At 64.0% G+C, this 26618-nt stretch carries 24 protein-coding genes and 1 tRNA gene; 9 read left to right on the top strand and 16 right to left on the bottom strand.

What is annotated here, in order from left to right:
* Window positions 1–17 precede the first annotated feature (17 nt).
* Genes V7P99_RS10850 through V7P99_RS10840 form a run of 3 tightly spaced genes read right to left on the bottom strand, consistent with a single transcriptional unit; the run spans window position 18 to window position 3767 of the window.
* Window positions 18–2036, bottom strand: a complete 2019-nt coding sequence (locus V7P99_RS10850) for a Gldg family protein (RefSeq protein ID WP_333794835.1) — start codon at window positions 2034–2036, stop codon at window positions 18–20.
* A 10-nt stretch (window positions 2037–2046) separates the two neighbouring features.
* Entirely contained in the window at window positions 2047–2799 is a 753-nt protein-coding gene (locus V7P99_RS10845; RefSeq protein ID WP_333794834.1) for an ABC transporter permease, read from the bottom strand.
* Between the two features lie 17 nt (window positions 2800–2816).
* A complete protein-coding gene (locus V7P99_RS10840) occupies window positions 2817–3767 on the bottom strand; it encodes an ABC transporter ATP-binding protein (RefSeq protein ID WP_333794833.1) in 951 nt (316 codons plus the stop codon).
* 441 nt (window positions 3768–4208) lie between these two features.
* On the opposite strand from V7P99_RS10840, the gene V7P99_RS10835 reads away from it, so the two are divergent.
* Both V7P99_RS10835 and V7P99_RS10830 read left to right on the top strand, forming a co-directional pair.
* Complete coding sequence (locus V7P99_RS10835) at window positions 4209–4979, top strand: hypothetical protein (RefSeq protein WP_333794832.1); 771 nt, start codon at window positions 4209–4211, stop codon at window positions 4977–4979.
* Between the two features lie 73 nt (window positions 4980–5052).
* Window positions 5053–5883: an SDH family Clp fold serine proteinase gene (locus tag V7P99_RS10830; protein ID WP_333794831.1), complete on the top strand. Its 831-nt coding sequence runs from the start codon at window positions 5053–5055 to the stop codon at window positions 5881–5883.
* Between the two features lie 25 nt (window positions 5884–5908).
* On the opposite strand, the gene V7P99_RS10825 is transcribed toward V7P99_RS10830, so the two are convergent.
* Window positions 5909–6763, bottom strand: coding sequence for a L,D-transpeptidase family protein (locus tag V7P99_RS10825; protein ID WP_333794830.1), 855 nt, complete (start codon window positions 6761–6763; stop codon window positions 5909–5911).
* A 445-nt stretch (window positions 6764–7208) separates the two neighbouring features.
* On the opposite strand from V7P99_RS10825, the gene V7P99_RS10820 reads away from it, so the two are divergent.
* Window positions 7209–7574, top strand: a complete 366-nt coding sequence (locus V7P99_RS10820; protein ID WP_333794829.1) for a hypothetical protein — start codon at window positions 7209–7211, stop codon at window positions 7572–7574.
* Between the two features lie 38 nt (window positions 7575–7612).
* Here V7P99_RS10820 and V7P99_RS10815 read toward each other — a convergent pair whose 3' ends face one another.
* From V7P99_RS10815 to mnmA, 4 genes are all read right to left on the bottom strand, one after another.
* On the bottom strand, window positions 7613–8677 hold the full coding sequence (locus V7P99_RS10815) for a PAS domain S-box protein (RefSeq protein ID WP_333794828.1): 1065 nt from the start codon (window positions 8675–8677) through the stop codon (window positions 7613–7615).
* 249 nt (window positions 8678–8926) lie between these two features.
* Window positions 8927–9003 (bottom strand) — tRNA-Met (locus V7P99_RS10810).
* Between the two features lie 105 nt (window positions 9004–9108).
* Window positions 9109–9825, bottom strand: coding sequence for a class I SAM-dependent methyltransferase (locus V7P99_RS10805; protein WP_333794827.1), 717 nt, complete (start codon window positions 9823–9825; stop codon window positions 9109–9111).
* Window positions 9826–9944: 119 nt separating this feature from the next.
* On the bottom strand, window positions 9945–11120 hold the full coding sequence (mnmA, locus tag V7P99_RS10800) for a tRNA 2-thiouridine(34) synthase MnmA (RefSeq protein ID WP_333794826.1): 1176 nt from the start codon (window positions 11118–11120) through the stop codon (window positions 9945–9947).
* A 420-nt stretch (window positions 11121–11540) separates the two neighbouring features.
* Between mnmA and sciP the strand changes: the two genes are divergently transcribed.
* On the top strand, window positions 11541–11819 hold the full coding sequence (gene sciP / locus V7P99_RS10795) for a CtrA inhibitor SciP (protein WP_333794825.1): 279 nt from the start codon (window positions 11541–11543) through the stop codon (window positions 11817–11819).
* A 178-nt stretch (window positions 11820–11997) separates the two neighbouring features.
* Here sciP and V7P99_RS10790 read toward each other — a convergent pair whose 3' ends face one another.
* Together V7P99_RS10790 and V7P99_RS10785 are read right to left on the bottom strand one after the other, a co-directional pair.
* Complete coding sequence (locus tag V7P99_RS10790; protein ID WP_333794824.1) at window positions 11998–12429, bottom strand: hypothetical protein; 432 nt, start codon at window positions 12427–12429, stop codon at window positions 11998–12000.
* A gap of 584 nt (window positions 12430–13013) precedes the next feature.
* On the bottom strand, window positions 13014–13394 hold the full coding sequence (locus V7P99_RS10785; RefSeq protein WP_333794823.1) for a flagellar export protein FliJ: 381 nt from the start codon (window positions 13392–13394) through the stop codon (window positions 13014–13016).
* Between the two features lie 578 nt (window positions 13395–13972).
* Between V7P99_RS10785 and ctrA the strand changes: the two genes are divergently transcribed.
* Window positions 13973–14671, top strand: coding sequence for a response regulator transcription factor CtrA (gene ctrA / locus V7P99_RS10780; RefSeq protein WP_333794822.1), 699 nt, complete (start codon window positions 13973–13975; stop codon window positions 14669–14671).
* A gap of 336 nt (window positions 14672–15007) precedes the next feature.
* Window positions 15008–16483 (top strand): S8 family serine peptidase, encoded by a 1476-nt coding sequence (locus tag V7P99_RS10775; protein ID WP_333794821.1) that lies wholly within the window; start codon window positions 15008–15010, stop codon window positions 16481–16483.
* 292 nt (window positions 16484–16775) lie between these two features.
* Here V7P99_RS10775 and V7P99_RS10770 read toward each other — a convergent pair whose 3' ends face one another.
* Both V7P99_RS10770 and V7P99_RS10765 read right to left on the bottom strand, forming a co-directional pair.
* Window positions 16776–17624, bottom strand: coding sequence for a hypothetical protein (locus V7P99_RS10770; RefSeq protein ID WP_333794820.1), 849 nt, complete (start codon window positions 17622–17624; stop codon window positions 16776–16778).
* Window position 17625: 1 nt separating this feature from the next.
* Window positions 17626–18153: an RNA polymerase sigma factor gene (locus V7P99_RS10765; protein ID WP_333794819.1), complete on the bottom strand. Its 528-nt coding sequence runs from the start codon at window positions 18151–18153 to the stop codon at window positions 17626–17628.
* 659 nt (window positions 18154–18812) lie between these two features.
* Here V7P99_RS10765 and V7P99_RS10760 point away from each other — a divergent pair.
* Window positions 18813–19472: an MBL fold metallo-hydrolase gene (locus V7P99_RS10760; protein WP_333794818.1), complete on the top strand. Its 660-nt coding sequence runs from the start codon at window positions 18813–18815 to the stop codon at window positions 19470–19472.
* Between the two features lie 41 nt (window positions 19473–19513).
* On the opposite strand, the gene V7P99_RS10755 is transcribed toward V7P99_RS10760, so the two are convergent.
* The 4 genes from V7P99_RS10755 to uvrB form a co-directional block, all read right to left on the bottom strand.
* A complete protein-coding gene (locus V7P99_RS10755; RefSeq protein ID WP_333794817.1) occupies window positions 19514–19885 on the bottom strand; it encodes a hypothetical protein in 372 nt (123 codons plus the stop codon).
* Window positions 19886–20050: 165 nt separating this feature from the next.
* Window positions 20051–20524, bottom strand: a complete 474-nt coding sequence (locus V7P99_RS10750; protein WP_333794816.1) for a hypothetical protein — start codon at window positions 20522–20524, stop codon at window positions 20051–20053.
* Window positions 20525–20737: 213 nt separating this feature from the next.
* On the bottom strand, window positions 20738–22207 hold the full coding sequence (locus V7P99_RS10745) for a phenylacetate--CoA ligase family protein (RefSeq protein WP_333794815.1): 1470 nt from the start codon (window positions 22205–22207) through the stop codon (window positions 20738–20740).
* 212 nt (window positions 22208–22419) lie between these two features.
* Complete coding sequence (gene uvrB / locus V7P99_RS10740) at window positions 22420–25509, bottom strand: excinuclease ABC subunit UvrB (protein WP_442909896.1); 3090 nt, start codon at window positions 25507–25509, stop codon at window positions 22420–22422.
* 229 nt (window positions 25510–25738) lie between these two features.
* On the opposite strand from uvrB, the gene V7P99_RS10735 reads away from it, so the two are divergent.
* On the top strand, window positions 25739–26050 hold the full coding sequence (locus V7P99_RS10735; protein WP_333794814.1) for a hypothetical protein: 312 nt from the start codon (window positions 25739–25741) through the stop codon (window positions 26048–26050).
* A gap of 139 nt (window positions 26051–26189) precedes the next feature.
* The gene (locus V7P99_RS10730; protein ID WP_333794813.1) at window positions 26190–26492 is read left to right on the top strand and encodes a hypothetical protein; all 303 of its coding nucleotides are present in this window, start codon (window positions 26190–26192) and stop codon (window positions 26490–26492) included.
* Window positions 26493–26618 lie beyond the last annotated feature (126 nt).

The following is a 26618-nucleotide window of genomic DNA, read 5'->3' as shown; positions in this document are numbered from 1 at the left end:
CGAAGCATCTCCAGCCGTCACGATTTGCGCGGTTTGCGGCGGCGGGCGCGCCAAAGCGTCCAGCCAACGCCTCCGGCCGCGATCAGGAGGGGAACGAGGGCGATGTTCGCGAACTTGAGCCAGCCGTCGAGGCTGTCGATGCTCTGGCTGAGGGCGAGCTTGACCTGCCTGAGTTCGCGCCGCGTCTCGAGCATCTCGCGCGTGAACCTCTCGATGGCCGCGCGTTCCTGGTCGGACGCGATCACGTTGCCGCCGGTCCCTGTCGTCTGCAGCTTTTCGAGTTCCTGCTCGACGGACTTGAGCCTCGCGGTCAGCGCCTCTTCCTTCTCGCGGAACTTGCGTTCCGCGTCGCGGCGCAGATCCTCCACGAGAGTGAAGGTGCGCTCCTTGATGCCCCGGCCGCGCAGCGCGATCAGCGCATCGCTGCCGGTGAGGTTTTCGAGCGCGCCGAGGATGAAGGCGCCGTTGCTTGCCGTGGGCATCGCGAACTCCTGCCCGAGCATCTGCCGGCTCTCGACCCAGAAGCGGTCCGCAAGGAAATCCGTGTCGGCGACGACGATGGCGTTGACGCGCCCTGATGCGACGTGGGCGGGCGCCCGCTTCTCGTCGTCCTTGGCGGCCGCCTTGCTCTCGTCCGGCTTATCTGCCGCGGCCCCATCCGTGTCGGCCGGCTTGGCATCGTCCTTCTTCGCATCCGGATCGGAGACGCCGTCCGGGAACGCGGACTTTGCCTCGCCCGAGATGCGCGCGGCCAGCATGAGAGGCTTGCCGCCCGGCGCATAGCTGCGGAGCAGGGCCACCGGGTCGGCAGCCATGCCGACCTTTTGCGTGTCGATCTCCATGGCTTCGGGAGAGGTTGTGATGACCGGCGTGACGGTGGTGGTGGCGCCGTCGATGGGCGTCAGGACCCCCGCTGACGCAAGATTGAGGGTCTCGATGCCGCTCGAGAGCACGTCGCGCTGGTCGATGGCGGATTTGTCGAGCGTTAGCCAGGCGACGAAGTCCGTGACCGCGCCTTCGCTGCCGCGGCCGAACTGGACACGGCGCGCATAGCGGATGTCGGCGGCCGTCTTCTTGGGATCGAAGTCGAGCCCCCAGGACTTGAGCAGCTTGGCGAGCTCGGCGCGGCCTTCGCCCTGCTTCTCCATCAGCTCGAACTGGGCCGTCTCGGCCGCGGGGTCGATGAGAGCAAGAAGCTTGCCGCCCTTCAGCACATACTGATCGATGGCGTAGGCCGCCTCCGGCGTGAGCTGCGTCGGCTGGGCGACGAGCAACACGTCGATGCGCGCCGGAATTTCCTTCGCCGCCTGGTCGATGACCTCGACGTCGAAGAACTCCCGGATCTGGCTCATGATGATCCAGGGTGGCGTCGGCTGCTGCGTCATCGGGTTCTGCCCGCCGTCGAGAGGCAGCGATGTCATGAGGCCGACGAGGTGCTTCTTCGGGTTGGAGAGCGAGTGCACGAGCTTGGTGATGTCGTACTCGACGAAGTTCTCCCGATCCGGCGAGAAGAAGCCGATCACTTCCCGGTCGTCGGTCGAGTTCGCGGCGGTAAGGCCGAAATAGCCCATCTCGCCCTCGGCGTTCAGGCGTCGGCCGCTGAGCCCTGTAGCGACCGCCTGGTCTTCGGCATCGGAGAAAGGTTCGGGATCGAGGATCTCAAGCTCGAGCTTGCCGCCGGAGATGCGCTGGAAATCTTCGAGCAGTGTGCGAATGCGGTCGAAATAGCGGGCATAGGAGGGCGCCATCTCGCCGAGCTTCTTTGAGAAGTAGAGCCGCGCCTTGATCGGCTCGTCCATGGCCTTGAGCACGGCGACTGAGCCGGGCGAGATTGAGTAGAGCTTGTCCTCGGTGAGATCCGCCTTCCAGTTGCCGAGCGTTTCGGACGCGATGAGGTTGACCGAAAGCAGCGTGACGGCGGCGAGCGCGAGGCCGCCCCAGGCAAGGTGCGCCGGTGAGAGGCGGGATGCGCGCGCCACGAGGCGCGAGAAGGCGGAGGAGAGGGGGGAGCGTGAGCTGGTGGAAGGGTCGGTCATGGTGCGGCCCTCAAGCGGATTTCTTCTGGCTGATGGCGATCACGTTCGCAAACAGTGCGAAAGCGATGAGGGAGACGAAGAACACGATCGTATCGAGGCTGATGACGCCGCGCGTGATCCGCTCATAGTGCGTGAGGAAGCTCATGCTGGAGACCGCGTCGGCGACGAGGGTCGGCGCCCAGGTGCGCAGCGTGTTCTGCACAATCTCCATTCCGCTCGTCACGAGCAGGAAGCAGACGGTTGCCGAAAGAATGAAGGCGATGACCTGGTTCTTGGTGAGCGCCGAGATGAAGGCGCCGATGGCGAGAAACGCTCCCGCGAGCAGGAAGCTCGCGAGATAGCTCGCGATGATGACGCCGTTGTCGGGATCGCCAAGCACGTTGACGGTGATCCAGATCGGGAACGTGAGGACGAGGGCGAGCCCGATGAAGGCCCACGCAGCCGCGAACTTTCCGAGGATGGCCTCCGTTGGAGAGACGGGCAGCGTCATGAGCAGCTCGATGGTGCCCGTCTTGCGCTCCTCTGCCCATAGCCGCATGGCGACGGCGGGGACGAGCAGGAGATAGAGCCACGGGTGATAGGCGAAGAAGGCATCGAGGTTCGCCTGTCCGCGCACGAAGAAGCCGCCGATATAGAACGCGAACGCGCCCGTCGCGGCGACGAAGATGGTGAGGAACACGGCCGCCAGTGGCGTGGCGAAATAAGCGGCGAACTCCCGCTTGGCGATGACGTAGGCGGTCTTGAAACTGAATGTGTCGCGCATGGATCCTTCGCTCACTCTCAAGCCTCGGACGACATGGTGATCTCGCGGAAGACGTCGTCGAGCCTACCCCGTTCGACGACGAGCTCATCGACGGGAAGGCTCTCGCGCAGAAGCAGCTCGCCGATGGCTTTGGCCGGCGGGATGGTGCTCTTGGGGAGGGCGCGTATGCGCACATGCCCATCCGACTTCTCCGCCGTTTCGACGCCGGCGATCGTGGAAAGTCCCGCGAGCGCCCGCGACACCCGCGCCGCATCCGCCTCCGGCACCCGGATCGACACGGCACCATGATTGCGCGCGCGCCGCAAAAGATCCTCGGCGGTGCCGTCGGCTACGATGCGCCCACGATTGATGATCACGGCGCGTGTGCAAACGGCCTCGACCTCCTCGAGGATGTGGGTCGAGACGATGATCGCCTTTTCGGAGGCCATCTCCCGGATGAGCTCCCGCACGTGATGCTTCTGGTTGGGATCGAGCCCGTCCGTCGGCTCGTCCATGATGAGCACCGGCGGGTCATGCAGAATGGCCTGCGCAAGGCCGACGCGGCGCTTGAAGCCTTTCGACAGCGTCTCGATGCGCTGGTCGAGCACACCGCCGAGCCCGGCCCGTGAAACGGCCGTGGAGACACGGGCGTCGGCCTCGTGCTTCCCGTAGCCGCGTATCTCGGCCACGAAGGAGAGAAAGCTTGCCGCCGTCATGTCGCCGTAGGCGGGCGCGCCTTCGGGAAGGTAGCCGAGCATCGCCTTCGCGGTTTTCGGCGAGGTCTGCACGTCGGCCCCGCACACGGTGGCCGATCCGGCATCGGGCTCGAGGAAGCCGGTGATCATCTTCATGGTGGTGGATTTGCCGGCGCCGTTGGGGCCGAGGAAACCGAGCACCTCACCTTTTTCGACGGCGAGAGAAATGCCGTCCACGGCCGTGATGGCGCCGAACGCCTTGCGCAGGCTGTTCGCCTCAATGAGCGCTGACATCGTGCGAGCCTCCCCTTGGCGCTTGCGTCGATCCGCTGCACCGCGTGCCTGCCTGCCGAGCGCCGCAGCGCCAGCATGTTGCCGGCAGCACTGACGATGGCTCCAGCGCAGGTCGACGTCCGAGCGATGCGATTTTCGGGAGCGAAAATAGTCCGATAGCGCCACGTTTCAAGAGGGGAAGTACCTGATAACGCTTATCTTAAGAAAAGTTCATCTTGCAGAGAGCATAAGCGCGTTCGCGCACCGCTGGTAGCGACAGGCTTGGCTTTGAGGGACACGCGCGTCCCGCGCTGTTCTGTCTTGCCAGCAGCCACCAGCGAAATGGTGACACGTCTTCAAAAAGCGTGGGCGGGGAGCGCCGCGCGCTTGTCCCACCGTCATGAATTTGTCATGTGTGACGAAGCGTTGACAACGTGCCTTGCTCACCAATTCCGAGGTTCGATGATGGTCGCATCCGCGTCGCCGGCACTTCCGCAACCCCTTGAGGTCATTCCCCGGCGTGCGTGGGAGCCTGGCCTTTCGGACGCCTGGTGGTGGTGCGGAATTCCGCTGGCGATGCTCGCCGGCGTGCTCGTCATTCATTATGCGGATCCCGACTTCTACCGCGAGCACATCCTGCCCGAAGGCTTCGGGTTTCTCGAGCTTGCGCAATTCTGCTTTGCGCTCGCCGCGGCAGTGCTGTGTTTCCACGCGCTCGGCTTCAAAATTGTGAAGGAGAGCCGTCTGCTCTGGTTCGTCGTGCTCTTTTTCGCACTGGCGGCCTTTTACATCGCCGGCGAGGAGCACAGCTGGGGCCAGCATTTCTTCAACTGGAATACGCCGTCCTATTGGTCGGATATCAACCGCCAGCAAGAGACGAACCTGCACAACACGTCGGCCTGGTTCAATCAGCGGCCGAAGCTGGTGTTCAATACGGCAATGTTCATTGGCGGGCTGCTCGTTCCGCTGATTCAGCTGTGGACCGGTCCGTTCCGCAGGCCGCTCCTGGCCCTGCTGACGCCGGCGCTCGCGATCGCACCGGCCGCCGCGATCGCGCTGGCGTTCAAGATCGTCGACGATCTCGGCAAGAGTGTTGTCGGAACGCCGCTCTTCACCCGTCCAAGCGAGGTGGTGGAGACGTTCCAATACCTTTACATGCTCTACTACGTCATCGTGCTGCGGCGCCGGCTTCTCGCGCTCGACAGGGCAGGGGTTCGCCAGATCACACTTTGACGAGACGCCATCGAGCCATACAGTCTCCGGATGGGCGTGTGACGCGCCTGCCTCGCGCTGCGGAGACGCCCCGATGTCGTTCGATTTTCTCTCGCTGATTTGGATCGCCATCATCGTCATGGCATTGCAGCCGCTGCTCATGGGGCGGTGGTTCGCGCTGCGCCGCGCTCGCGCCATTGGAGTGATCGAGAAGGCGCATGGCACGCGCGTCATCACGATGATCCATCGCCAAGAGCAGCGTCGCCTGTTCGGCTTCTCCTTCGCGCGCCATATCGACCTCGAGGACGCCCAGACGATCATCGCGGCGATCAAGGAGACGCCCGACACGGTGCCGATCGACCTCATCCTGCATACGCCGGGCGGGCTCGTGCTGGCCGCCATGCAGATCGCCCGCGCGGTCGAAGCCCATCCCGCCAAGGTCACCGTCTACGTACCGGTCTACGCCATGTCGGGCGGCACGCTGATCGCACTCGCCGCCGACGAGATCGTGCTCGGGGAGTTCTCGGTCCTGGGACCGATCGATCCACAAATTCTGGGGTTGCCGGCGGCGAGCCTCGTCAAGGCGCGCGACAGCAAGCCCGTGTCGGAAGTCTGGGATCTGACGCTGGTGCTCGCCGATGTCAGCGAGAAGGCGCTGGCGCAAGTGAAGCGCGGAGCGGTCGAACTTCTGACCCCGCGGCTCGACGAGACGGCGGCCGAAGCCATCGCAGACCAGCTTGCGGGCGGCCACTGGACGCACGATTACGCCCTGACCGCCACGGAGGCGAAGGAGCTTGGGCTGCCCGTCAAGGTCGGCATGCCGATCGACGTCATGGAGCTGATGAAGCTCTATCCGCAGCCGGTTCAACAGTCCGGCGTCGAGTTCCTGCCGCTCACCATTCCGCCGCGCCGCCCCCGCGTGTGAGGCACAAGAATGACCCGGCGGCGGCTTACCGCACGCGCGAGCGTTGGTTGCCGTGCACGGCGATGGTCCGGCTCGCGGCCCTGCGATCACGCAGCGCCACCCACTTGCGGCAGCTGGCGCGCGTCATCGAGCAAGGAGGCGGCGGCGCTTTGGCAGCGGCGGCGGCCTCCGCAGACATGCTCTCTTCGGTCGCCGCATCCGTGCCATCGGCGCTCGCGATCACAGAGCGATCCTCCGGACAGAGCGCGACCGGCCCGGGTACGTCGTCTGCGCCCGTCGCCGCACGCACGTGATAGCGATGCGCGCACACGCTCACGTGCGGCGGCAGGTGCGTGCGCTCGAACGTATCATAGGCTTGTTTGAGGTCGCTCCAGAATGTGGTCCACGGCCCGGCTGGCGCTGCGCCGAGCTTGGCGTCCGTCATGCGGAACGGGAAGACGTGCACCGGAACATGGCGAGCGCCGGCTTCCAGGGCGGCTGCGACGAGATCGTAGAGCTCGGCGTTGACCGGGTCCGTCATGGCGAAGCAACCCGTGGAATCGCAACCCCCGTGCACCAGGATGGCGGAGCCGGTGCGGCGGTGGGCGCGATCGAAGGCGTTTGGATACCCGATGTCGAGAGAGCGCCGCCAGCGCCCGCTGTGATGGAGCTGGCGGGGTGTGATTGTGTAGAGGCCCTCGGGCGTCTGGCGGTCTCCCTCGCGCAGCTTGGGCCCGACCGTGCCGGACCAGTAGCAAATTGGATACGTGGCGATGCGGATGTAGGAAGCGTCCTTCTTCATCCAGACTTCGAGCTCGGATTCAGCCTTGAAGATCCGGATCAAGAGCGGCGCGCCGAGCACGACGCCGCCCGCGGCCAGACGCTGGGGAAGCTTCGTCACGTCTGGCGTACCGGGCAGCGGAAGGCTTAGGGCTCCGCTCCGCGCCGCGCGCCAACGCAGCTGGCGCTCGGTAGAACCCGGATCCTGCAACGGGGACGCCGCCGCAACCATGGGCGCCGCCGTGAGAAGTATGGCGGCCGGGATGAGGCCTACGCGAAATATCCGCCGCGCTCCCCGCATGGAATGATTTTCCTTTCGCTTCGCGACTGGCTCCCGTCCTCGCGGCCAGGGCCAGTGTTTGATCATGATAGCGACCGTCGCGGTGACATTTGGGCCGTGCCGCCGACGCCCGGCTGAGAACCGGCACAAAGCGCCCGCGCGCCGCAGCCGGTAGCGATCAGCCTTCACGAAGAGCGTTCTGGCATTTTGGCATGGAAGGGCCACCCGAACCAAGGAACCTGCCCGAGGCTCAAGTGTTCCCATGCAAGAACATGGGAGACTGGCCATGATCGGTGATGCCCTATCGGGACGGCCAAGGCACGCCCGGCAGCCTGCAGCAGGCGGGCGCGCAATCGCCGTTTCCGTCGCGCTGTCGCGGCATAGTGGAGGCGATACGATGTGGAACTCGATCCAGCGCGGTTACATGGTGTTTCTGGCGGAAGGACAAGAAGGCATCGGCGCGGTGCGCGAGGTCGGTCCGGTATCGATCAGCGTCTATGTCGAGAGTTTCGGCGAGTTCATGGTGCCGATGGACGCCGTGACCTCCGTCCATGATCAGAAAGTCCTGCTCGACCGGACGCACGTGAGCCGCAAGCTTCTGCGCGCCGCGGCCCATGCCCATGACAACGAGGACCCGAAGCTAGCCGGATAACGCACGCACCGGCGGACGGGGTGGCTTGAGGCCGGCCCTTATCCGAGCACGGTCAACGGAGCCACCAGGGACCACCGGACGCCCGCCGGATCGAAATCCAGGTCGACCCTGCCACCGGTCGAGGCCTCCACCAGTTCGACGATCACGCGCTGCCCGAACCCGCGATGCTTGGGGGCGGCGACTCTCGGTCCCCCGCTTTCCTGCCAGGTCATGTGAAAAACCTGCCTGCTGTAATCGGTGGACCAACTCATTGCGATCCGGCCTGCTGGCGATGCCAGGGCGCCGTATTTGCAGGAGTTCGTCGCGAGTTCATGGAGCGCCATTCCAATGGCGCGCGACGCGGCGGGAGAGAAAGCAAGATCCGGGCCTTCGAACACGATCTGCGTGCTGTTCGGATCAATGAAAGCCGCCAATTGGCTTTGCACCAAATCTCTAATGTGCGCGCGCTTATTCGCAGTGATAAGCAATGCGTCCTGCACGGCTCCCAGGGCAGTAACGCGGTCGAGCAGCAAAGTCTCGAGCTCGCCGACCGATGTCGCGTCGATCGCCGAATAACGGATGATAGAGCGAATGACGCAGAGCAAATTCTTTGTTCGGTGGGAGGCTTCTCCCATCAAGAGAACAAGGTGCTCCTTTTCCATCCGTTGCCGCGTGATATCGGTGATGATGGATACGAGTCTCAGGGGGCGGCCGTTAGGATCGCGAATAGCGGAAACGCTCAAGTCCGCCCAGAAGACCTTCCCGTCGGTCCTCACATATCTTTTTTCCAGCCGGTAGCCTGAAATCTCTCCGCGGAGGAGCCGTTCGAGTTGTTCCAGGTTTCGGACGAGATCATCAGGGTAGGTAATATCGGTGAACTTGATCGTCGGAACGTCGCTTTTGGAGATATTGATCATCTCGCAAAAGCGTGCGTTGGCCTCGAGGAGTTTTCCGGAAACGTCGACCTGGGCGATGCCCGCTCCCGCGTTGTCGAAAGCCTCTCTATATCCAGCATATCCGGCGTTGAGACGGGCAGCCTCGGTCTTGAAGTGACGGAGCTTGCCTTTAAGCCGCATGATGCGGCGTTGAAGCTCGGCATCCATCTGCGACTTGCTGTTCACCATATGACCCACTCCTGACGGAAGTCTCGGGTAAGGTGCCAGGGCGGGCCGGGTCGACAACCTTACCCATTTATAAGTAGTGCAAGTACATATCGAGAAGTTCCGCCATGCGACTTTAGCCGAACGGAGTATGTGCGAGGGAAGGCGAGGGCTTTCAGCCGCCTCGAAGCGACGCTCAAGAGCGCGCGTACCGCATCCAGCCGCAGAAAGGCCACGCGGCGCATTGAGGGAAGAATTGAAGTTCGAGAAATTTGGTAGCGGGAGGCGGACTTGAACCGCCGACCTACGGATTATGAGACCGTCGCTCTAACCACCTGAGCTATCCCGCCGAGAATGCCGGCTCGCTGCTGGCGATCCGGTTGCTCCGAGCCTCGCCGGCCGAAGCGCGAAGCTGGTCTATATGAATGGGCGAAGAGCGCGTCAAGCGCTACCAGCTATTCGGCCGCGATCGGCTGTTCGCTCTGCGCGCTTTTCCTGAATCGCATCATCGTAAAGATGCCCCACGGCCTGAGCGCCTTGCGCTCCGCCAGTACGAGATCGTCGCAGACCATGACACGCGACTGGTCGAACACGGACCGCCAGCCGATGATCTCCGCGAACGGCGCCATCCGCCGCTCGACCCAGCCGCGGACGCCCTCCGTCTGACTGAAGTGATTGACGAGCAGCACCTCGCCTCCGGGCTTCGTGACGCGCGCGAGCTCGCGCATGACGCGCTCCGGCTCGGGGACGACCGTCATGACGAACATGGCCGTCACGATGTCGAAGGAGTTGTCCGGAAACTTGAGATCGCCCGCATCCATCTCGTAGAGGCCGGCCACATGACTAAGGCCTTCCGCGGCGACGCGCTCGTGCGCCTTCTCCAGCATCTCCGGCGAAAGATCGATGCCGACGACCTCGAGGTGGGGCTTGTAGTCGGCGAGCGCCAGGCCGGTGCCGACGCCGACCTCGAGCACACGCCCCTGGGCGAGGCTGGAATTGATCACCTCCGCCGCGTGCTTGCGGCCTTCCGTGGAGACACGGCCGAATGTGTGATCGTAGATCGGCGCCCACCGGCGATACGCGACCTTGACGACATCTTCCTCGATGCGCCCGATGCCGACGATGCGGCCGTTGGAGCGTTCGAGATCCTCAACACGCAGGCGGGGTTTCATCCGAGGCCTCATGTTCTGCACGCGATTGTCTCCCACAGAAAACGTTCCGCCAGGGAAGCGGCCCAGAAGGGCTTTATGTCCTGCCGCGTGCCTGCCGAGTTCCGCGAGCCCGGCCGCCGTCAGGCCGGCGATTCCAAGCGATGCATTTTATCGGCAGCGGTCGCCTGTGCAATCCATCCGCCGCCGAGGATACGCGCCTCGGTGCTTCCGTCAGCATAGAGCACGCAGGCCTGACCGGCAGCCGCGCCAAGCTCCCCATCGCGAAGCGTGACCTTGACGGTTCCGTCCTGTTCGACCGTGACCGTCGCCGGCTGCGGCGCCTGTGACGACCGGATGCGTGCGTAGACTTGCGCTCCCCTCTCGGCGGCGGCTTCTTCGAGCGTGCCGTCTCCGAGCCAGTTGACGTTTCTAAGAACAAGCGTCCGGATGTGCAAGAAGGTACGTGGCCCCACCACAACTTCGTTGCGCTTGGCATCGAGGGAGAGAACGTAGAGCGGCTCGGACGAGGCGATCCCGAGGCCCCGCCGCTGGCCGATGGTGTAATTGACGATTCCAGCATGGCGGCCGAGCTTGCGCCCGTCGATGTGGACAATATCGCCGGAGCGTAGCGCGCCGGGCTTCAGCCGCTCGATGACGTCGCTATAGCGGCCCTTCTGGACGAAGCAAATGTCCTGGCTGTCGGATTTATCGGCGACGAGCAGGCCGAACTCGTGGGCCAGCGCCCGCACCTCGTTCTTCGGCATGCCGCCGAGCGGAAACCAGAGACTTGCAAGCTGCTCGCGCGTGGTGGCGAACAGAAAGTAGCTCTGGTCTCGCTCCACATCGTTCGCGCGAAACATGGCCGGCCCGTCGCGCCCCGGGCGCCGCTGGACGTAATGGCCGGTGGCCAAGAGGTCCGCGCCGAGTTCGCGTGCCGTGCCGAGGAGATCCTGGAACTTGATGGTCTGATTGCAGGTGACGCATGGAATGGGCGTTTCGCCCGCCACGTAGCTCTCCGCGAACGACTTCATCACAGCGTCCGAAAAGCGCTTCTCGTAGTCGAGAACGTAGTAGGGAATGTCGAGCTTCTGAGCCACCCGGCGCGCGTCCTGCACGTCTTGACCGGCGCAGCAGGCGCCCTTGCGGCCTACGGCTTCGCCGTGATCGTACAATTGAAGGGTGATGCCGATGACGTCGTGGCCGGAACGGGCCAGGAGGGCTGCGACGACGGACGAGTCGACCCCGCCGGACATGGCGACGACGACGCGCTTCCTCCCGCCGTCTCCAATAGGTGTCTCAAGGTATGGCGCTGCCACGTGCTTGTCCCGTTGAGCTGGCGTTCTGGAGTGCTTCCGGAAACGTAGAAATCCGATTTTCCAAACGAAGCACGATCAGACAAAAACTTAGGGCCGTTCTCAGATTCCACTACGGTATCTGGGCTGCGGCCGGAAAGCGGAACCCGTTCACGGTACTGAAACCGGAATAGTCCTTCATGCACAAAATTGCGCATCGCGGAAAGCCGCGGCGCCCGGTCCGAACGCCGCATGATAAGGGCCAGTTCATCCCCTATGCAAGCCGGGCGGGGAAGCGGCCGCCCGGGCCTTCGCCCGTCAACCATACCCGTCGTGGTTGCGTGTTTTATGGCACCATTTTATGATATGTTTACTCAATGGCTTAGGCCATGTTTAAGAGAAACAGGTTAGCCTTACGGCTGGTCAGTAGCAGTATCGAGTATCATGACCGAACATCAGATGAGAGCGCGCGTGCGCTATGTCATCGGGCCCGATGGAAGCCCGTTGACCGTTGCCGATCTCCCGCCTCGGGACACGAAACGCTGGGTCATCCGCCGCAAGGCGGAGGTGGTCGCAGCGGTGCGCGGCGGGCTGATCAGCATCGAGGAAGCCTGTGATCGTTACAAGCTGACGGTGGATGAGTTCCTATCCTGGCAGCGCTCGATCGATAAGCATGGGCTTCCTGGCCTGCGCGCGACACGGATCCAGGAATATCGGAGCTGACGTGCGGAGAAGCACGCGCTCCTGACGCGCCGGCGCCGCCGCTGTGCGCGCGTTCACCTATCCTGTGGCCGGATCTCGAAGCCCGAATGCGCGCTAAGTCATTGATGAGCAAGATTATTATGCTAGCGAAGTCGGGAGCGATCAAGCGTCGCCGCGTTCATCTCAAAACGACCGGGCTTTAAGGCTTCCTCGTGCCGGCCGCGCTGTTTTGGCCGCCGGCCGCGGGCGTGGCCTCCTCAGCCGACCATCCCGCAGTCACCGCGCCTTCGCCGCAGCCCGGCTCGTCCCGCGACCAGCGCGTCACATCGGTTTTGAGCTGGGCCGCGAGGGGCTCGGGAAGGCGCACGTTCTCGACCTCGACGCGCGTCCTGCCGTCCGAGGGTTGGATGACGATCCGATAGGCCCGGAGCGCGCGTGGATCCTCGGCCTCACGGTCGCGCGTCATGATCTTGATCTCCGATCGTCCGCCCTTGGAGGCGGGCTCGGCTTCCGCATGATAAATGAAGCGGGCTTTCAAAGGCCCGTCGGCGCCGAACCAGCAGGTGAGCACGCCGCGCGCGACGCGCGTGTAGACCTCGATGGGCGTTCCTACAACCAGATCTTGAGGCAAGAGGACGCCTTGAAGCGCGGCGGCGGCACTCGGCGCACCCGGATCGTAAGTCCCGGCAGATGGCGTCGGCTGGACCGGCTGTGTCGCGGAGGAGGGCTCCCCGATCACTGGAGCCGTGCCGGCGCAGCCTCCCCCTCCGCAGGCCAAGGCCATCGCCACGGCGGCAGTCGCGAAAAATCGCCCGCGGCCGGCCGGTTTTACAAGCCGACGCGCCGTATCGCTCTGCATCTGGATGTGACGCCCGGCCCCGCAGGACGCGGACCTGCCGCGCTTCGAACGGTCGGGCTCTGATCGATGCCGGCCGCGCATCGTAGGCTCCCCTGGCGGGCGGTCCGCGTCTGCGGCCCTGGCCCCGTCCTTTTCAAGCGATTGGCATGGGAAAGAGGCGAAGGCAAGCCGGACGGAGAGAGGCGGGGCCGCTCTCTCACCCTGAGAGCACGAGCAGCCTACCTTCGCTGGCATATGTCGCCGAGACCGGACTTGGTGACGACATCGCGCACGATGCAGCACGCCGGGGTTTTCACGGAAAAGCCTGAATGAACGTCCTCGATGCAACCCGAGGACCGCACCGCGAAAATCAGCCTTCAGCGCATCGCGAAACCGGTCGGCCGCTCATGGCGGCGACGGCCTCTTATTCCCTCGCGCGGTTGATCGGCGGAAAAACGGTCGACCTGTTGTTTGGCGGCATCGTAGTCCTGCTGCGCGGCCTCGAGCTTCACGCGCAACTCTGCGATCGAGGCCCGAAGGTTGTCGCGACGCAGCGCGGCCGACTTGGCGAACGTCGAGTAGGCGAAGTGCTTGGCATCCCTGACGCCGGTCCGGTCTTCCTCCGCCCGGATCTGCCGGTCCAAATCGCCGGCGATCGTCTCGAACTCCCGGATCATCAATTCCAGATCGTCGACCTTGCGCGACTTCTCGTTCAGTTCGAAGCGCTTAAGCCTCAGCGCCGTCTCGCGTGCTTTCATCGTACTTACCCCTACTCGAGAACACAGTACACGCGTACTCAAGAAACATGCCATCCTGCATTAGTCTCATGCCGAGCTTCGTGTTCCACATCGCCGGCCATCCGGGCAACTGCCCGCCAAACCTTAAGGTTCGCCGGCTTGTAACCTTCAAAGTTTACCTTATCGTGACCGCATTAAGTTGCGGTAAAGCAACGCGTTGGCTATGTTAGTTAAACTCGCGTGTTTGGCTCCAGTTGTAGTTGTTTTCTGGGCCTAGGGCTAGCCGGCGAATTCTGCTAACTCTTGACTCGCGTCTGTGATGGTCTCCTCGAGCACGGTCCGGAGGCGTGTATCCCAATGTTTGCACACCCTGAAGGTGCGGTCCGCATCGGCGTTCCCGTCCTGAAACGGGATTGTCCCAATGTGCGTTAAGGTTGCGCACGCTGCCCAGTGGCGTGTTTCGAAACGAAAATTAGGATTTGTTAACCTGTGATCGTTACTTTTGTACTGAGAGTTCAGGCTCGGCTTTTCGGCCACTGGAAGCGTTCTGTTAACCATGGCGGCGCGCCTTGTGATGGGGCAAGGAAGAGGGAATTGGCATGCGGGTCCTTCTGATCGAGGACGATAGCGCGACGGCGCAGAGCATCGAGCTGATGCTACAATCCGAGGGTTTCAACGTTTATATGACGGACCTCGGCGAAGAGGGCGTCGACCTCGGTAAGCTTTACGACTACGACATTATTCTCTTGGATCTCAATCTGCCGGACATGAGCGGATATGAGGTCCTGAAGATGCTCCGCGTCGCTAAGGTTCAGACCCCAATCCTCATTCTTTCCGGGTTGGCGCAGATCGAGGACAAGGTGCGCGGGCTCGGTTTCGGCGCCGATGATTACATGACCAAACCGTTCCACAAGGACGAGCTCGTCGCGCGCATTCACGCCATCGTTCGCCGCTCGAAAGGGCATGCGCAGTCGATCATCGAAACGGGCGACCTTAAGGTCAACCTCGACACCAAGACGGTCGAGGTCAACGGGCAGCGCGTCCATCTCACGGGCAAGGAGTACCAGATGCTGGAGCTCCTTTCGCTGCGCAAAGGCACGACGCTCACCAAGGAGATGTTCCTCAATCATCTCTATGGCGGCATGGACGAGCCGGAGCTCAAGATCATCGACGTGTTCATCTGCAAGTTGCGGAAGAAGCTCCAGGCGGCAACAGGCGGCCACCATTACATCGAGACGGTGTGGGGACGCGGTTACGTGCTGCGCAATCCGGGCGAGGACAACAGCGCCGCCGCTTGAGTGGCGCCTCCCCCTCGTGTCGGGGTGGATCGCCAACCCTTCAGGACAATAAAAGAATGTAACGGGACGCAGTTTGCGTCCCGTTTTTTATGCGCCATGCACCGGCCTTCTGCTTCGTATCGCCTCAACTCTGCGCTGTGGCCATGCTGCCTGCTCGCGCCACGAGCGCAATTTGTGGCGAAAATTTTCACGCTCGCGCCGGTTCGGCCCCAACTGCGTCTTTTTTGATGCCGATGCTCGCCTCGGGGCAGATAGCTTGTAACGATGGCTTTTTCACTGGCACGAAACACGCGGCCATGCGGCCGGCTGGTTTGTTCGCGAGGGCGCCGGGGGGCGTTGGCCGCGCTCGGCCTGACTGCGTTCTTCAGCGGTGCGGTCGCGCTTGCGAACGAGGATGACGCGGATTCGCCGGCTCTCCGTCCCGCCGCTACCCTGCCGTCCGGCTGGGCGGTGGAGATCGAGATCGCGCCCGATCCCAGCTTCGAAGCGGATCCGTGGCGCGCCCGCACCATCGCCTTCGGATCGCCAGCACTCTCCGAGACCCACGTCCGTTGGCTCGACGGCTTCCAGGAGCAAGCCTCCCATCTCGGGATGGTGTTCGGGCGGTCCGCTGCCCGAGGCGAGGGTGTCCACACCTTCGGCCTGACGCAATTCGTCAAGAACGTCGCGGCTTATACGTTCGGCGGCCCCGAGAGCGCGGGCTCACTGCCGACGCGCCTTGGCCCGGAAAAAGGTCCGCACGTGGTGTCGAGCCTCCCGGCACCGGACCGCACCCACAAGGACGCAAGTCTCGACCACGGCATGTTCACCGATCGCCCGGCGCACGGCGGCACGGGCATCGGTCCTCTTCCGGGGAGTGACAGGCTCCTCAAGGCGACGCCCGCATCTGAAAAGCCGTGCTCGGATGCGATCTGTTTCGGCCGGGAACTCGTGGGCTGGAGCGATACGCTGCGTGAGTGCACGCGCAACGTCCGCATCGGTCTCATCGACACCTCGTTCGACATCTCGCATCCCACCTTCAAGAGGCTCAGGGCCGTGCGGAAGGAGTTCCTCGACGACGTGACGCCGTCTGAGGATGACTGGCACGGCACTGCGATCCTCTCACTGCTCGCGGGTGACCCCGAAAGCGGTACGCCGGGCCTCGTGCCGGATGCGACCTTTCTGCTGGCAACAGCCTTCAAGAGCGATGAGGCTGGCAACGCCTCGGCGGACACGGGGCGACTTCTCGAGGCCCTCGAGTGGCTCGACAAGCTGGATGTGGACGTCGTCAACATGAGCTTCGCGGGCCCGCAGGATCCAGCGATTGCGCGGGCGATCGCGGAGATGAGCCTCAAGGGCGTGGTCTTCGTCGCCGCCGCGGGGAACATGGGCCCCACCGCACCGCCGAGCTATCCGGCGGCCTATCCGCACGTCATCGCCGTCACGGCCGTGAACCGCAACGGCGAGAGCTATCGCAACGCCAACCGCGGAGCCTACGTCGACATCGCTGCCCCGGGTGTCGAGGTTCTGACGGCTCTGCCAAAAGGAAAGCAGGGCTTTCAGACAGGCACCTCCTTCGCCGCGCCGTTCGTGACGGCGATCATGGCAGCGCGCGTTTCGAACGGTATCATCGAAGGGGCCGAGCAGCATCTCTTGGAGCAGATCGCGGTGCGCGACCTGGGCGCGCCGGGCCGTGATCCGATTTACGGCGTAGGCCTCGCGATGGCGCCAAAAAAATGCCCGCTGGGTACCGACATGGTCGCACAGGGGCAGAAAGCCGGAACGCGGGCCAAGCGGGGCAAGCTCACCCGCGCGAGCAGCGTCGTGTGGTAAGCCGGGCGGGGCGAGGCGCTAGAGTGCTTCCGGAAAAGTGGGAGCCGGTTTTCCGATGAGAAGCACGCAACAGAAAAGTGCTTCCGGAAAAGTGGGAGCCGGTTTTCCGATGAGAAGGACGCAACAGAAAAGTGCTTCCAGAAAAGTGGACCCGGTCATGGCGGAGCTATGCAAGCTAGGTGTCCGAAAAGAAGCACGATCAAGCAAAAGCTTAGAGCCGTTCCCCGATTCCGCCTAAAGCGGAACGGCTCTAAATAAGCTCGGTCCGCCGCACGGCAAAGAGGCCGCACAATCACCTTCCTGGCGCTGCGGCCTTCTGCCAACCGTTGCTGAGCAGCACCGCTTCCTCATCCCGTCCGAAGGCGTCGCCCTTGATAAGCGTTTCGGTGAGCGCGTCGACGGCAGCGACTTTCGAGGAGGTGGCTGTCTGGTACGGACCCTGGTCCGCCGGCGCGCCGGGAGTCTCCACGTGCATCGCCACGTGCCAGGTCCCGTCCTCCATCCGGCAGGCGAGGCCGGCAAAATCGCGGCCGCTGGCAGCGCCGGTGACACGGTATTCACGGCAAAGATTGTTGGCCTGCGTGCGGAAAGACAGCACGGGCACGACCGACGCGCCCCCAGTGCGCGCGTCGATCGCGATGCCGCTGGGGCTGCTTTCGAGCGCGCGGGCGAGGGAGCCGGAAGCAATGAGCTGCGGCCCGGCCACTTCGATCAGACCAGAGGGCGCGCTGATGCGCCCGCCGATCCAGCCAATGGCGAGTCCCGCCACGGCCAGGGCGGCGCTGGCCGCTGCAACCCCTGAGGTGAAACCGCTCGGAAAGGCCGACGCCCAGGCGCTCATCACCCCTTCCCGCAGACGCTCATAGAGCGGCGGAGGGCTCGTCGCGCGGGCGGATTGTGTGCGGGATTGCGCGCCAGCCACCGGAGCCCGCGCGATCGCTGCGATCAGGCGGTCCGGCACCGGCTCGTGCAGTTTCTCCTCGAAGGCGTAGGAGATGCGGATACGCGTCTCGACGAACGGCTCGAGCCGCGTGCGCAGGTCCGGATCCTGATTGAGGAGGTGCTCGATGGCTCCCGCCTCTTCGGGCGTGAGCTCACCATCGGCATAGGCCATCAGCAACTCGTCAGGGACGCTCACCATGTCAGTTCCCCTGTCCTGGCGTTGCGCGAGCGGAGATGGAGGGCCCTTCGGTCATCGCCGCGAAAAGGCTCTGGCGTGCCCGCGAAAGCCGGCTCATGACCGTCCCGATGGGAATGTCGAGGATGTTCGCCGCCTCTTTATACGGCACGCCCTCGACGCACACCATTGCGACGAGGACCTGCTGCTCCGGCGGCAGCTTCCCGATACATTCCACGACCCATGTCAGGGTCAGCCTATTCTCCGTGATGTTCCGCCCGTCCACGCCGGCCAGGTTCGCAATCTCGTCAAGCTGGCGTTGGTCGCCCTGCACCTTGCGGCTGCGGTGGTGGTCGACCCAGATGTTCTGTGCAATCCGGTACATCCAACTATCGAGGCTCGTTCCGGGCTTCCATTGGTCCAAGCGTGCCAGAGCGCGCTCGCACGTGTCTTGTACGAGATCGTCTGCCTTGTCCTTGTCGCCTGTCAACGCGAGCGCAAACCGGCGCAGGCGCGGCAGAAGCTGGATCATCCGCGACTGGACTTCATCCACCTCGGCCCCCTCCCGCGACTATCCGATACAACGAAATCTCCCCGAGATTATTCCCCACGGCGGTCATTTTGGGGCGCTGCCGGCGGCCGGGGCAGTTAGGCACAGCGCTTTGCATTCTTTTGCTTAAGGCTTTGCTGACCCATGTTCCTCTTCGGGACCGGTGGCTTTTTCCGGGCAAGCTACCCAAGAAGTCGGTCTTCGAGCTGGATGATACAACTCTCAAGATTGTGCAGAATTTCGTCCATCCGGTCGCGCTCTCTCCTGACAGCCGCGAGGTCGGGCAGGGCATCGCCCCGCAGGAGCGCCCGTGAGGCTTGCCGCAGGGCAGCCTAGCGAGCCGCGCCGCCGGGCCTCGCGGGCGGCCACGTCCTCTGTTTCTGACGTTCGACGCGCACGTCGGCGCCCTCGATGCGGGCGAAACTATCTCTCTGTCGCGGCGCGTGCGCGCCTCCCCCGGAACGCCGTCGGCGGATCCTACACGCTGTAGAAGAGGCCCCGCCAGGGGAGCGGGGTGGCCGCGTGAGAGAAAATCTTCTAGTGTGGCGGGCGAAAAATCCGCTCGGAACGTTGCCCCAGCGTGATACGCGCTTCGAAAGCGCGACACGGCGTACCTGAAACGTTCCGCATGGGCATTCCAGCCAAACAGCAGGCCCCGTTCAATGACCGCATCGACCACCGAGGCCCGCAGCCTCAAGGCCGCCATCGTACCGGTGACGCCGTTCCAGCAGAATTGCACCTTGCTTTGGGACGAGGCGAGCAAGAAGGGCGCCGTCATCGATCCAGGGGGAGACCTTGACGACCTGCGCAAAGCCATTGGCGAGCTCGGCGTGGAAATCGAGAAGATCCTGCTCACGCATGGACATATCGACCATGCGGGCGGCGCGGCGGACCTCAGGGACGCTCTCGGCGTCCCCGTCGAGGGTCCACATCCAGCCGACAAGTTCCTGCTCCACAATCTGATCAGGCAGGGGGAAGCCTACGGCATTCCCGCGCGCCCCGTGACCCCCGATCGCTGGCTCGAGGAAGGCGAGACGGTGGATGTCGCCGGCCACGTGTTCGAAATTTTACATTGCCCGGGGCATTCGCCAGGCTCGGTGGTCATGGTCAACCATCCGCACCGGCTGATCCTGATGGGGGACGTGCTGTTCCGCGGCTCCATCGGACGTACCGATTTCCCTTACGGGGATCACGAGGCGCTGATTGCGGCAATCACCGGAAAGCTCCTGCCGCTTGCCGACGACTACACGTTCATCTGCGGGCATGGACCGGCCAGCACGATCGGCGAGGAGCGGCGCACCAACCCGTTCCTGCCCCGGTAGATCGGAAGGCCCTGCTCAGTGTGGGGCTTTCGTGCGCTTCGTCAGCGCGGCCAGCGGAAATCGAGGCAGCCGAAAATCCCGCATTCATTGGCCGCGGTGCCGTATCCGGCCAAGCTGCCCTCGTTCTCGTAGAAGTCCACGGTCTCGACCCGAAGGGTCTCGGCGCAGCTCCGGCGGCAGGCGATCCAGGTGCCGTTGGGCTTGCGCACCTCGTATCCGGTGCGCGTCGTACGGACGGGGCCCGTGACGCTGCCGTTGCCGTACCGGCTCATAGCGACGGCCACATCGCCCTCCGGCGCGCGGCGCAGGAAGCGGCCCCCGGCATCGGCCGGAAGGCTGGCCGCGAGACAGAGCGGACCGGCACCAAGGAGTGCCAGCGCCAGGATGGCGGCGGATTTCTTGAGGCGGAGCATCAGGGCGCGTTCTCCTTAGAGTGCTTCCGGAAAAGTGGGAATCGGCCATGGCGAAGCCATGCAAGTTAGAGTGTCCGACCATAAGCACGAAGAAACAAAAGCTTAGAGCCGTTTCCGGTTTCCACTTAAATCGGAACGGCTCTAGGGCAGCGTGATTCGAATCTATCAGCCGCTCTTGGCGAACTGAAGATTGACGTTGGTGAAGCCCGGGCCCCCGGTGGATATGGAGACGGTCTGCCGCGATCCCTTCATGGACACGGTCATTGAGCCTGTGATCGGTCCGGAGAACCTCAGGCTGAAGCCACTAGCCGTGCGCCGGCCTGCAATGCTGCCGGTCTGGTTGAACTCCCGCTCTTCCCAGGTCCCGGAAATGTCGTTGCCGACGCTCCTCAGGTTGGCGCGCATGTGGATCTTGAGGGAAGCGTTGTTGCAATTGATGGCCATGCCGAGCGTGTTGCCGGCCTTGGCATTGTAATAGCCTCGGCACCGCAGGCGCTCGGTTTTGCCATTGTCGAGCCGGACGCTCCCGGCGCCCGCCCAGGCGCCGTCGAGCACGGCAAAGGTGCCTTCCAGGGCCGATGCGGGAGCGGTCAGCACGATCGCCGCCAGGCTCAGGGCGGCCAGACACATCCGTTTCACGTACGTCTCCTAGAGCAGTGAGTGGTGTCGAAAGCGGACCAGCCCGATTCGTCCGGCCGCCGCCGCGTGAATCCAAATGAGCATAAGGCTTGCGGAGAGCTTTGGCGATGCTCCCCAAGCCACAGATGTGCCCTACACGCGCCGGCATTAGGTTTCGGCTAAAGGGCATGTTCAAATTTTCAATGCACTTTCATTGCATCGCAGCAACCCGGTTCAAATCGGCGCCACGGGGTTCGGCGCGCTTTCGCCGGAAGCGGACTTGGGCTGCAGATCGGCACGCTCCTCTCGGGCCAGGGCATACTCGTTGCGCACGCGCGCGATCTTGCCGGACGGACCACGCGGAAGCTCAGTGTGGATTTCGATGTCGACGTCGAGCAGGGATTCGAGCCCTTCGGTGCGCATATGGGCCGTGACGAGCTTCCGGATACGGTCCGCGGAGAGCGTTTTTCCCGTGAGGGGCACGGCGCGGATCACGAACCGACGCGGACCCGTCTGCACGATCTGGTGCTCGGCGAGATCGAGCAGATGATGCAGGGGGGTGAGGAACACGTAGTAGGGAATTTCGCGGCGCTCGCCAGCCTCCTCGATCCAGAGCTGATCTTTGGTGCGCCCCGCAATACGCGCAACCCGCGGCAAGGGACTGCCGCATGGACAGGGCTCCGCACTCATGGTGACGCGATCGTCGACCTCGTAACGGATGAACGGCTGCACGTGATTGTAGAGGTTGGTGACCAGAACCTTGCTGCCCTCTACCCCGGGCGGCACCGGCTGGTTGTTCGCATCGACCACCTCAAGGATGGCGAGGTCCGCGTTGACGTGTGCGCCGGGCCCGGCGATGCAGCCGGACGTCAGTGCCATGCATTCGCCCATCGCATATTCGTTTGAGACGTGGACGCCGAACACCTCCTCCAGCCACGCGCTCGCAGCGTCAGTCAGTGGCTCGGCAACATTGGTAATCTGCTTGAGGCAGCCGAGCTCTCGTAAATTCATGCGGCCTTCGGTCTCCTCGCGTGCGAGCGCCTCGAGAGCGCTGGCGTAGCCCGTGATGTACTCGGGACGGAAGCTTTCGATCTTGCGGATGTTCAGAGGCATCGGATCCGAATAGGTGAGGCGCAGCACCTTGAACACGAACGCCAGATAGCTCGGCATGTAGGCAAACGCAGCCGCGCTTGGATAGAAACCGGGCTTCACGGTCATGACCGCCATGCGGGCCGGGCTGAGAAAGCGTCCGAGGTGGGGGAGAAAGCGGCGCTTGAGCTCCGTCGCGCGCGCAAACTGTACGCCGAACACGAGCGCGAGAGCATCCTTGTCCTGGACGATGAGCGCCGGTTGGCCCTGGCTGCCGGACGTATGGCTGATGCCGTAGCGCCCGCGGTACAAGCGGCCGAGATTGTTGAGATCGCCGACAAAAGCTCCGAGATCGGCCTTCTTTAAGCTGCGATCGGTCACCAGGTCATCGAAATGAAGCATCATATCGGCCTTGGTCAGCACGGGCAGATCGGCAAGGGCGCATCGGGTGATGTCGATCCCCGCCAGGCGGCGCCGATAGTACGGGGAGTGGGCGACTGCATGCGCCAGCAGGGCACGCAGCCGCCGTTCCTGCTTTACCTTCACTGTCTCCGCATCGAGCCCGAATGGATAGAGTCCCTGCAGCTTCGCCGCGAAGCGTATGGGTCCGAGCATCGAGCCTCTCCCGGTTCGTGGGTCTCTTAAGGACTTAGAGCGCGCTCATGAGTGAAATCCGATTCCGTGAAGGGCGAGCGTTCCAAGTCAAAGCCATATGCAGCCGTTCCGGTCTCATGTCGTGGCGCAGGCGCGGCAAAGCAAGACCATCCCAGCTCCGCCGCAGCCGGGACGGAGCTTCGCCTGCCACGCGCGACCTCCTCAACGCCCGTTCACGAGCCCGGCCGGCCGGTCTTGCGCGGTCGTCCGCGACGGGCCTTCGTCTCTGCCGGATCGTTGAACTCACGGGTGCGCGTCGGCCGCGCCAGACGCGCAGGGCTGTCCTCGCCTTTCGGCTCGGCGCCGTCGTCCTCACGACCGCTCGCGCGCACGGAGAGGTCGGGCTTTTTCGGCAGCGGGCCGGAAGATTGCTTCATCGGCAGCGAAGCATGCGGCCCCATCTCGTCGAGGGTCGGCTTATGTGGACCACGGATCGCTTCGCCGAACGCACCGGCCTTGGTGCGGGGATCGACCGGAATGGGACGGCCGATGGGGATCGCCCGGTCCGTGCCAGGGCCCATGTCGTCGAGCGATGGTTTCTTCACGCGCGACGAGGGCCGCACCGTGGCTTGGGCATAGGTCGGCTGCACCGGCTCGTAGTCGGTGGCGATGCGCGACGGCGTGCTGCCCGCCCTCCGATCCTCCTCCACAACGGAGGTGGAACTCTGTCGGGTCGAAGGACGGCGATCGTTTTCTCCCTCCCCCTTGTGGGAAGGGCCGGGGTGGGAGGAATCCCGGTGTTTGGGTGACGGCGGAACATTCGCCTTCTTGCCGTATTTGCGGTCGCCCTCGAAGCGGCCGGCCTTGTCCTCGACCGCGGTCTGGCGCGCCAAAGGATCGTCGGCCACGGCCAGCTCCGTTTCGCGCAGCCGCTTGATCTCGTCACGCAGGCGCGCCGCGGTTTCGAACTCGAGGTCTGCGGCCGCCTCTTTCATGCGCCGCTCCATATCCTCGATGACGGCCGCGAGATTGTGGCCCACGGCCGGACCATCGGCGAGGCCGGCGTCCACCGAGACGTGATCCTGCTCGTAGACGGAGGCCAGAACGTCGGCGATGTTCTTCTTCACGCTTTCGGGCGTGATGCCGTGCTCGGTATTGTAGGCGAGTTGCTTCTCGCGCCGCCGATCAGTCTCGGCCATGGCGCGCGCCATCGAGCCCGTGATGGTGTCGGCGTAGAGGATGACGCGGCCGTCGACGTTGCGTGCCGCACGGCCGATGGTTTGCACGAGCGAGGTCTCGCTGCGCAGGAATCCCTCCTTGTCGGCGTCGAGGATGGCCACGAGGGCGCACTCCGGGATGTCGAGCCCCTCGCGCAAGAGGTTGATGCCGATCAGCACGTCGAACGCACCGAGGCGCAGGTCGCGGATGATCTCGATGCGCTCCAGCGTCTCAATGTCCGAATGCATGTAGCGCACGCGGATGCCGGCCTCGTGCATGTACTCGGTGAGGTCTTCGGCCATACGCTTGGTGAGCGTGGTGACGAGTGAGCGATAGCCGCGCTTCGCCACTTCGCGAACCTCGTGCAGAAGGTCGTCCACCTGGCTGCCCGCAGGGCGCACCTCGACGGGCGGATCGATGAGGCCCGTGGGACGGATCACCTGCTCGGCGAATGCGCCGCCCGTCTCGTTCAGCTCCCAGCCGCCGGGCGTCGCCGAGACCGCGACGGTCTGCGGCCGCATGGCGTCCCATTCCTCGAACCGCAGCGGACGGTTGTCCATGCAGGAGGGGAGGCGGAAGCCGTATTCGGCGAGCGTCGCCTTGCGCCGGTAGTCGCCACGGAACATGCCGCCGATCTGCGGGATGGTGACGTGGCTCTCGTCGACGAACACGAGCGCGTTGTCGGGGAGATATTCGAACAGAGTAGGCGGTGGATCGCCCGGATTGCGTCCGGTGAGGTAACGCGAGTAGTTCTCGATGCCGGCGCAGCTTCCGGTCGCCTCCATCATTTCCATGTCGAACACCGTGCGCTGCTCGAGCCGCTGAGCCTCCAGCAGCTTGCCGGTGTCATACAACTCTTCGAGGCGCTGCTTGAGTTCCTTCTTGATGCTCTGGATTGCCTGCTGCAGCGTCGGCTTAGGTGTCACGTAGTGCGAGTTGGCATAGATCTTCACCAGCGCCAGGTCGTCGGTCTTCTGGCCGGTCAGCGGATCGAATTCCGTGATGCTCTCCACCTCGTCGCCGAACAGCGAGATGCGCCACGCGCGATCCTCGTAGTGGGCGGGAAAGACTTCGACGGTATCGCCGCGCACGCGGAAGCTGCCGCGCACGAAGGCGGCGTCGTTGCGCCGGTAATGCAGGGCCACGAGGTCGGCGAGAAGCTGGTCGCGCGAGAGACGCTCGCCGAGCTTCACTGCGAAGGTCATGGCCGTGTAGGTCTCGACCGAGCCGATACCGTAGATGCAGGAAACGGACGCCACGATGATCACGTCGTCCCGTTCCAGCAGCGCCCGCGTCGCCGCGTGGCGCATGCGGTCGATCTGCTCGTTGATGTCGGCTTCTTTCTCGATGTAGGTGTCCGTCCGCGGGACGTACGCCTCCGGCTGGTAGTAGTCGTAGTAGGAGACGAAGTATTCGACCGCGTTCTCGGGGAAGAAGCTTTTCATCTCACCGTAGAGCTGGGCGGCCAGGGTCTTGTTCGGTGCGAGAACGAGAGCCGGGCGCTGGGTGGCGGCGATGACCTGCGCCATGGTGAAGGTCTTGCCCGATCCGGTGACGCCGAGCAGCACCTGCGTGCGCTCATTCTCGTTCACGCCGGCGACGAGATCGGCGATGGCCTGCGGTTGGTCGCCTTTGGGCTCGAACTCGGAGACGATCTCAAAGGGGCGGCCGCCTTCGCTTTTTTCGGGGCGCTCAGGCCGGTGCGGCGTGAACGGCCGGTTTTCACCCGACACGAGCGGGTGCGAGGCGATCATCGGCTGGCGCGCAAGAAGTGCGTTGGCCTTCTCCGAGCGCTCGTTTGGCCGCGTTAAAAGCGCGGCGAGGCTGTCGCCCAGGCTCTCGCCGGCCGCGACGCGTGGTGGTAGCGGGCCCTGTTGCCGAAGCGCAGGGAGCACGGGACGACTCCCTCCCTCCCCGGCAGGGGAGAGCTGGGGAGGGGACCCCCATTCATCAGGGTGAGGAGAAAAACCGGCCTGCGGAGCTTCCGCGAAGCCGCGTGGGGCAGGGACTCCCGCCGAGGTCTCGGCCGGCGGCGGTGTCGGTTTGCCGGAGCGTCCGCGCGAGGGCCGCGGTTTTTTTGCTGAATTCTTTGGTGGCTTTGCCATGCGCCGGAATATGGCGCGCCCGAGGCGGCGAGGGAAGGGTGCGTGCCGAGGGGCATCGCCCCTTTCGAGCTCTTGCGCACGCGCCTTGCCGGTGATGCCGAGCTTATTAGCAGTGGACGACGCGGTTGAGACGCCCCGCGCCCCTTGTGTCTACAGCCGCGAGCGCCGACTTAATGTCGAGGTAAGCACAACGTTGAGGCAATGCACAGATAGCCTGGAGGTATGTGCCATGAGAAGCCTGCTTGTTCCCTTAGCATTGGCATCGGCAGCGGTTCTGCCAACGCTCGCCACGGTGTCGCCGGCCGAGGCTCGCATCGTCTGCAAGGATGGTTTCCAGCTTTCCGGAGGCGCCTGGATCTCGACCCCCTACTGTAATGACGAGTATCTGGCGACGGTCGCGCGCCGGCACGGCGTCAACGTTTCGGGCAACGAGCTGCGCTCGGATCAGGGTGCGAAGGATGAGGTCTGCCGCTTTTTGAGTGGAAACCCGACGGCACGGGACTATTGCCCTGACGATGGCTCCTCCAGCCGCGGCCGCTAAGCGCCTGCAGAGGCGTGACCTATCTGACACACTTGGAGAAATTGGGCGGCGCCAGGGCCAGGGCGGGTCGATGCGCCCTTTGTTTGCCTCGATTCATGTACCATGTAGGGCACACGGGATCGAATTGGATGAATTGGCGATGAGATCGTTGATTTTTGCTGCGGTAGGCGGTGTCTTTTTCGGCGTCGGCGCGTCCGGTGCGCTGGCGTTCACTTACGAGAACCAGGGCACGACGCAACCCTCGGCCTCGCCGCAGGCACAAGCGGCGCCGCAGATGGGCTTCTCGGGCATGGATCCGGGCTCCGTCCTGCCGCCGATCGGGCAGTCGATTTCCGATAAAGGATTCGATTTCGGGCCGGGCGCGTTCAACAACGGCCTCGCATCGCAGCCCACGCGCGGCAGCTCCGTGGGACCAAGCTGGCTCTATCCACCCGGCCGCTGAGCCGCCGCACAGCCAAAAGCCACGTCAAGCGCCCCTCGCGGGCGCTTTTTTTTGCGCGGCGCGAGAGGCCAGCGAATGGCTCGCATACGGAAAGAGCCATTCCCAGTCGCTAGGCTTCGGAGTTAG

This window comes from Hyphomicrobium sp. (genome assembly GCF_036780825.1).
In the GTDB taxonomy this organism is placed as follows: Bacteria; Pseudomonadota; Alphaproteobacteria; order Rhizobiales; family Hyphomicrobiaceae; genus Hyphomicrobium_C.
Note: the sequence above shows the minus strand (reverse complement) of the source record. Positions and strands in the feature narration are given on the sequence as shown.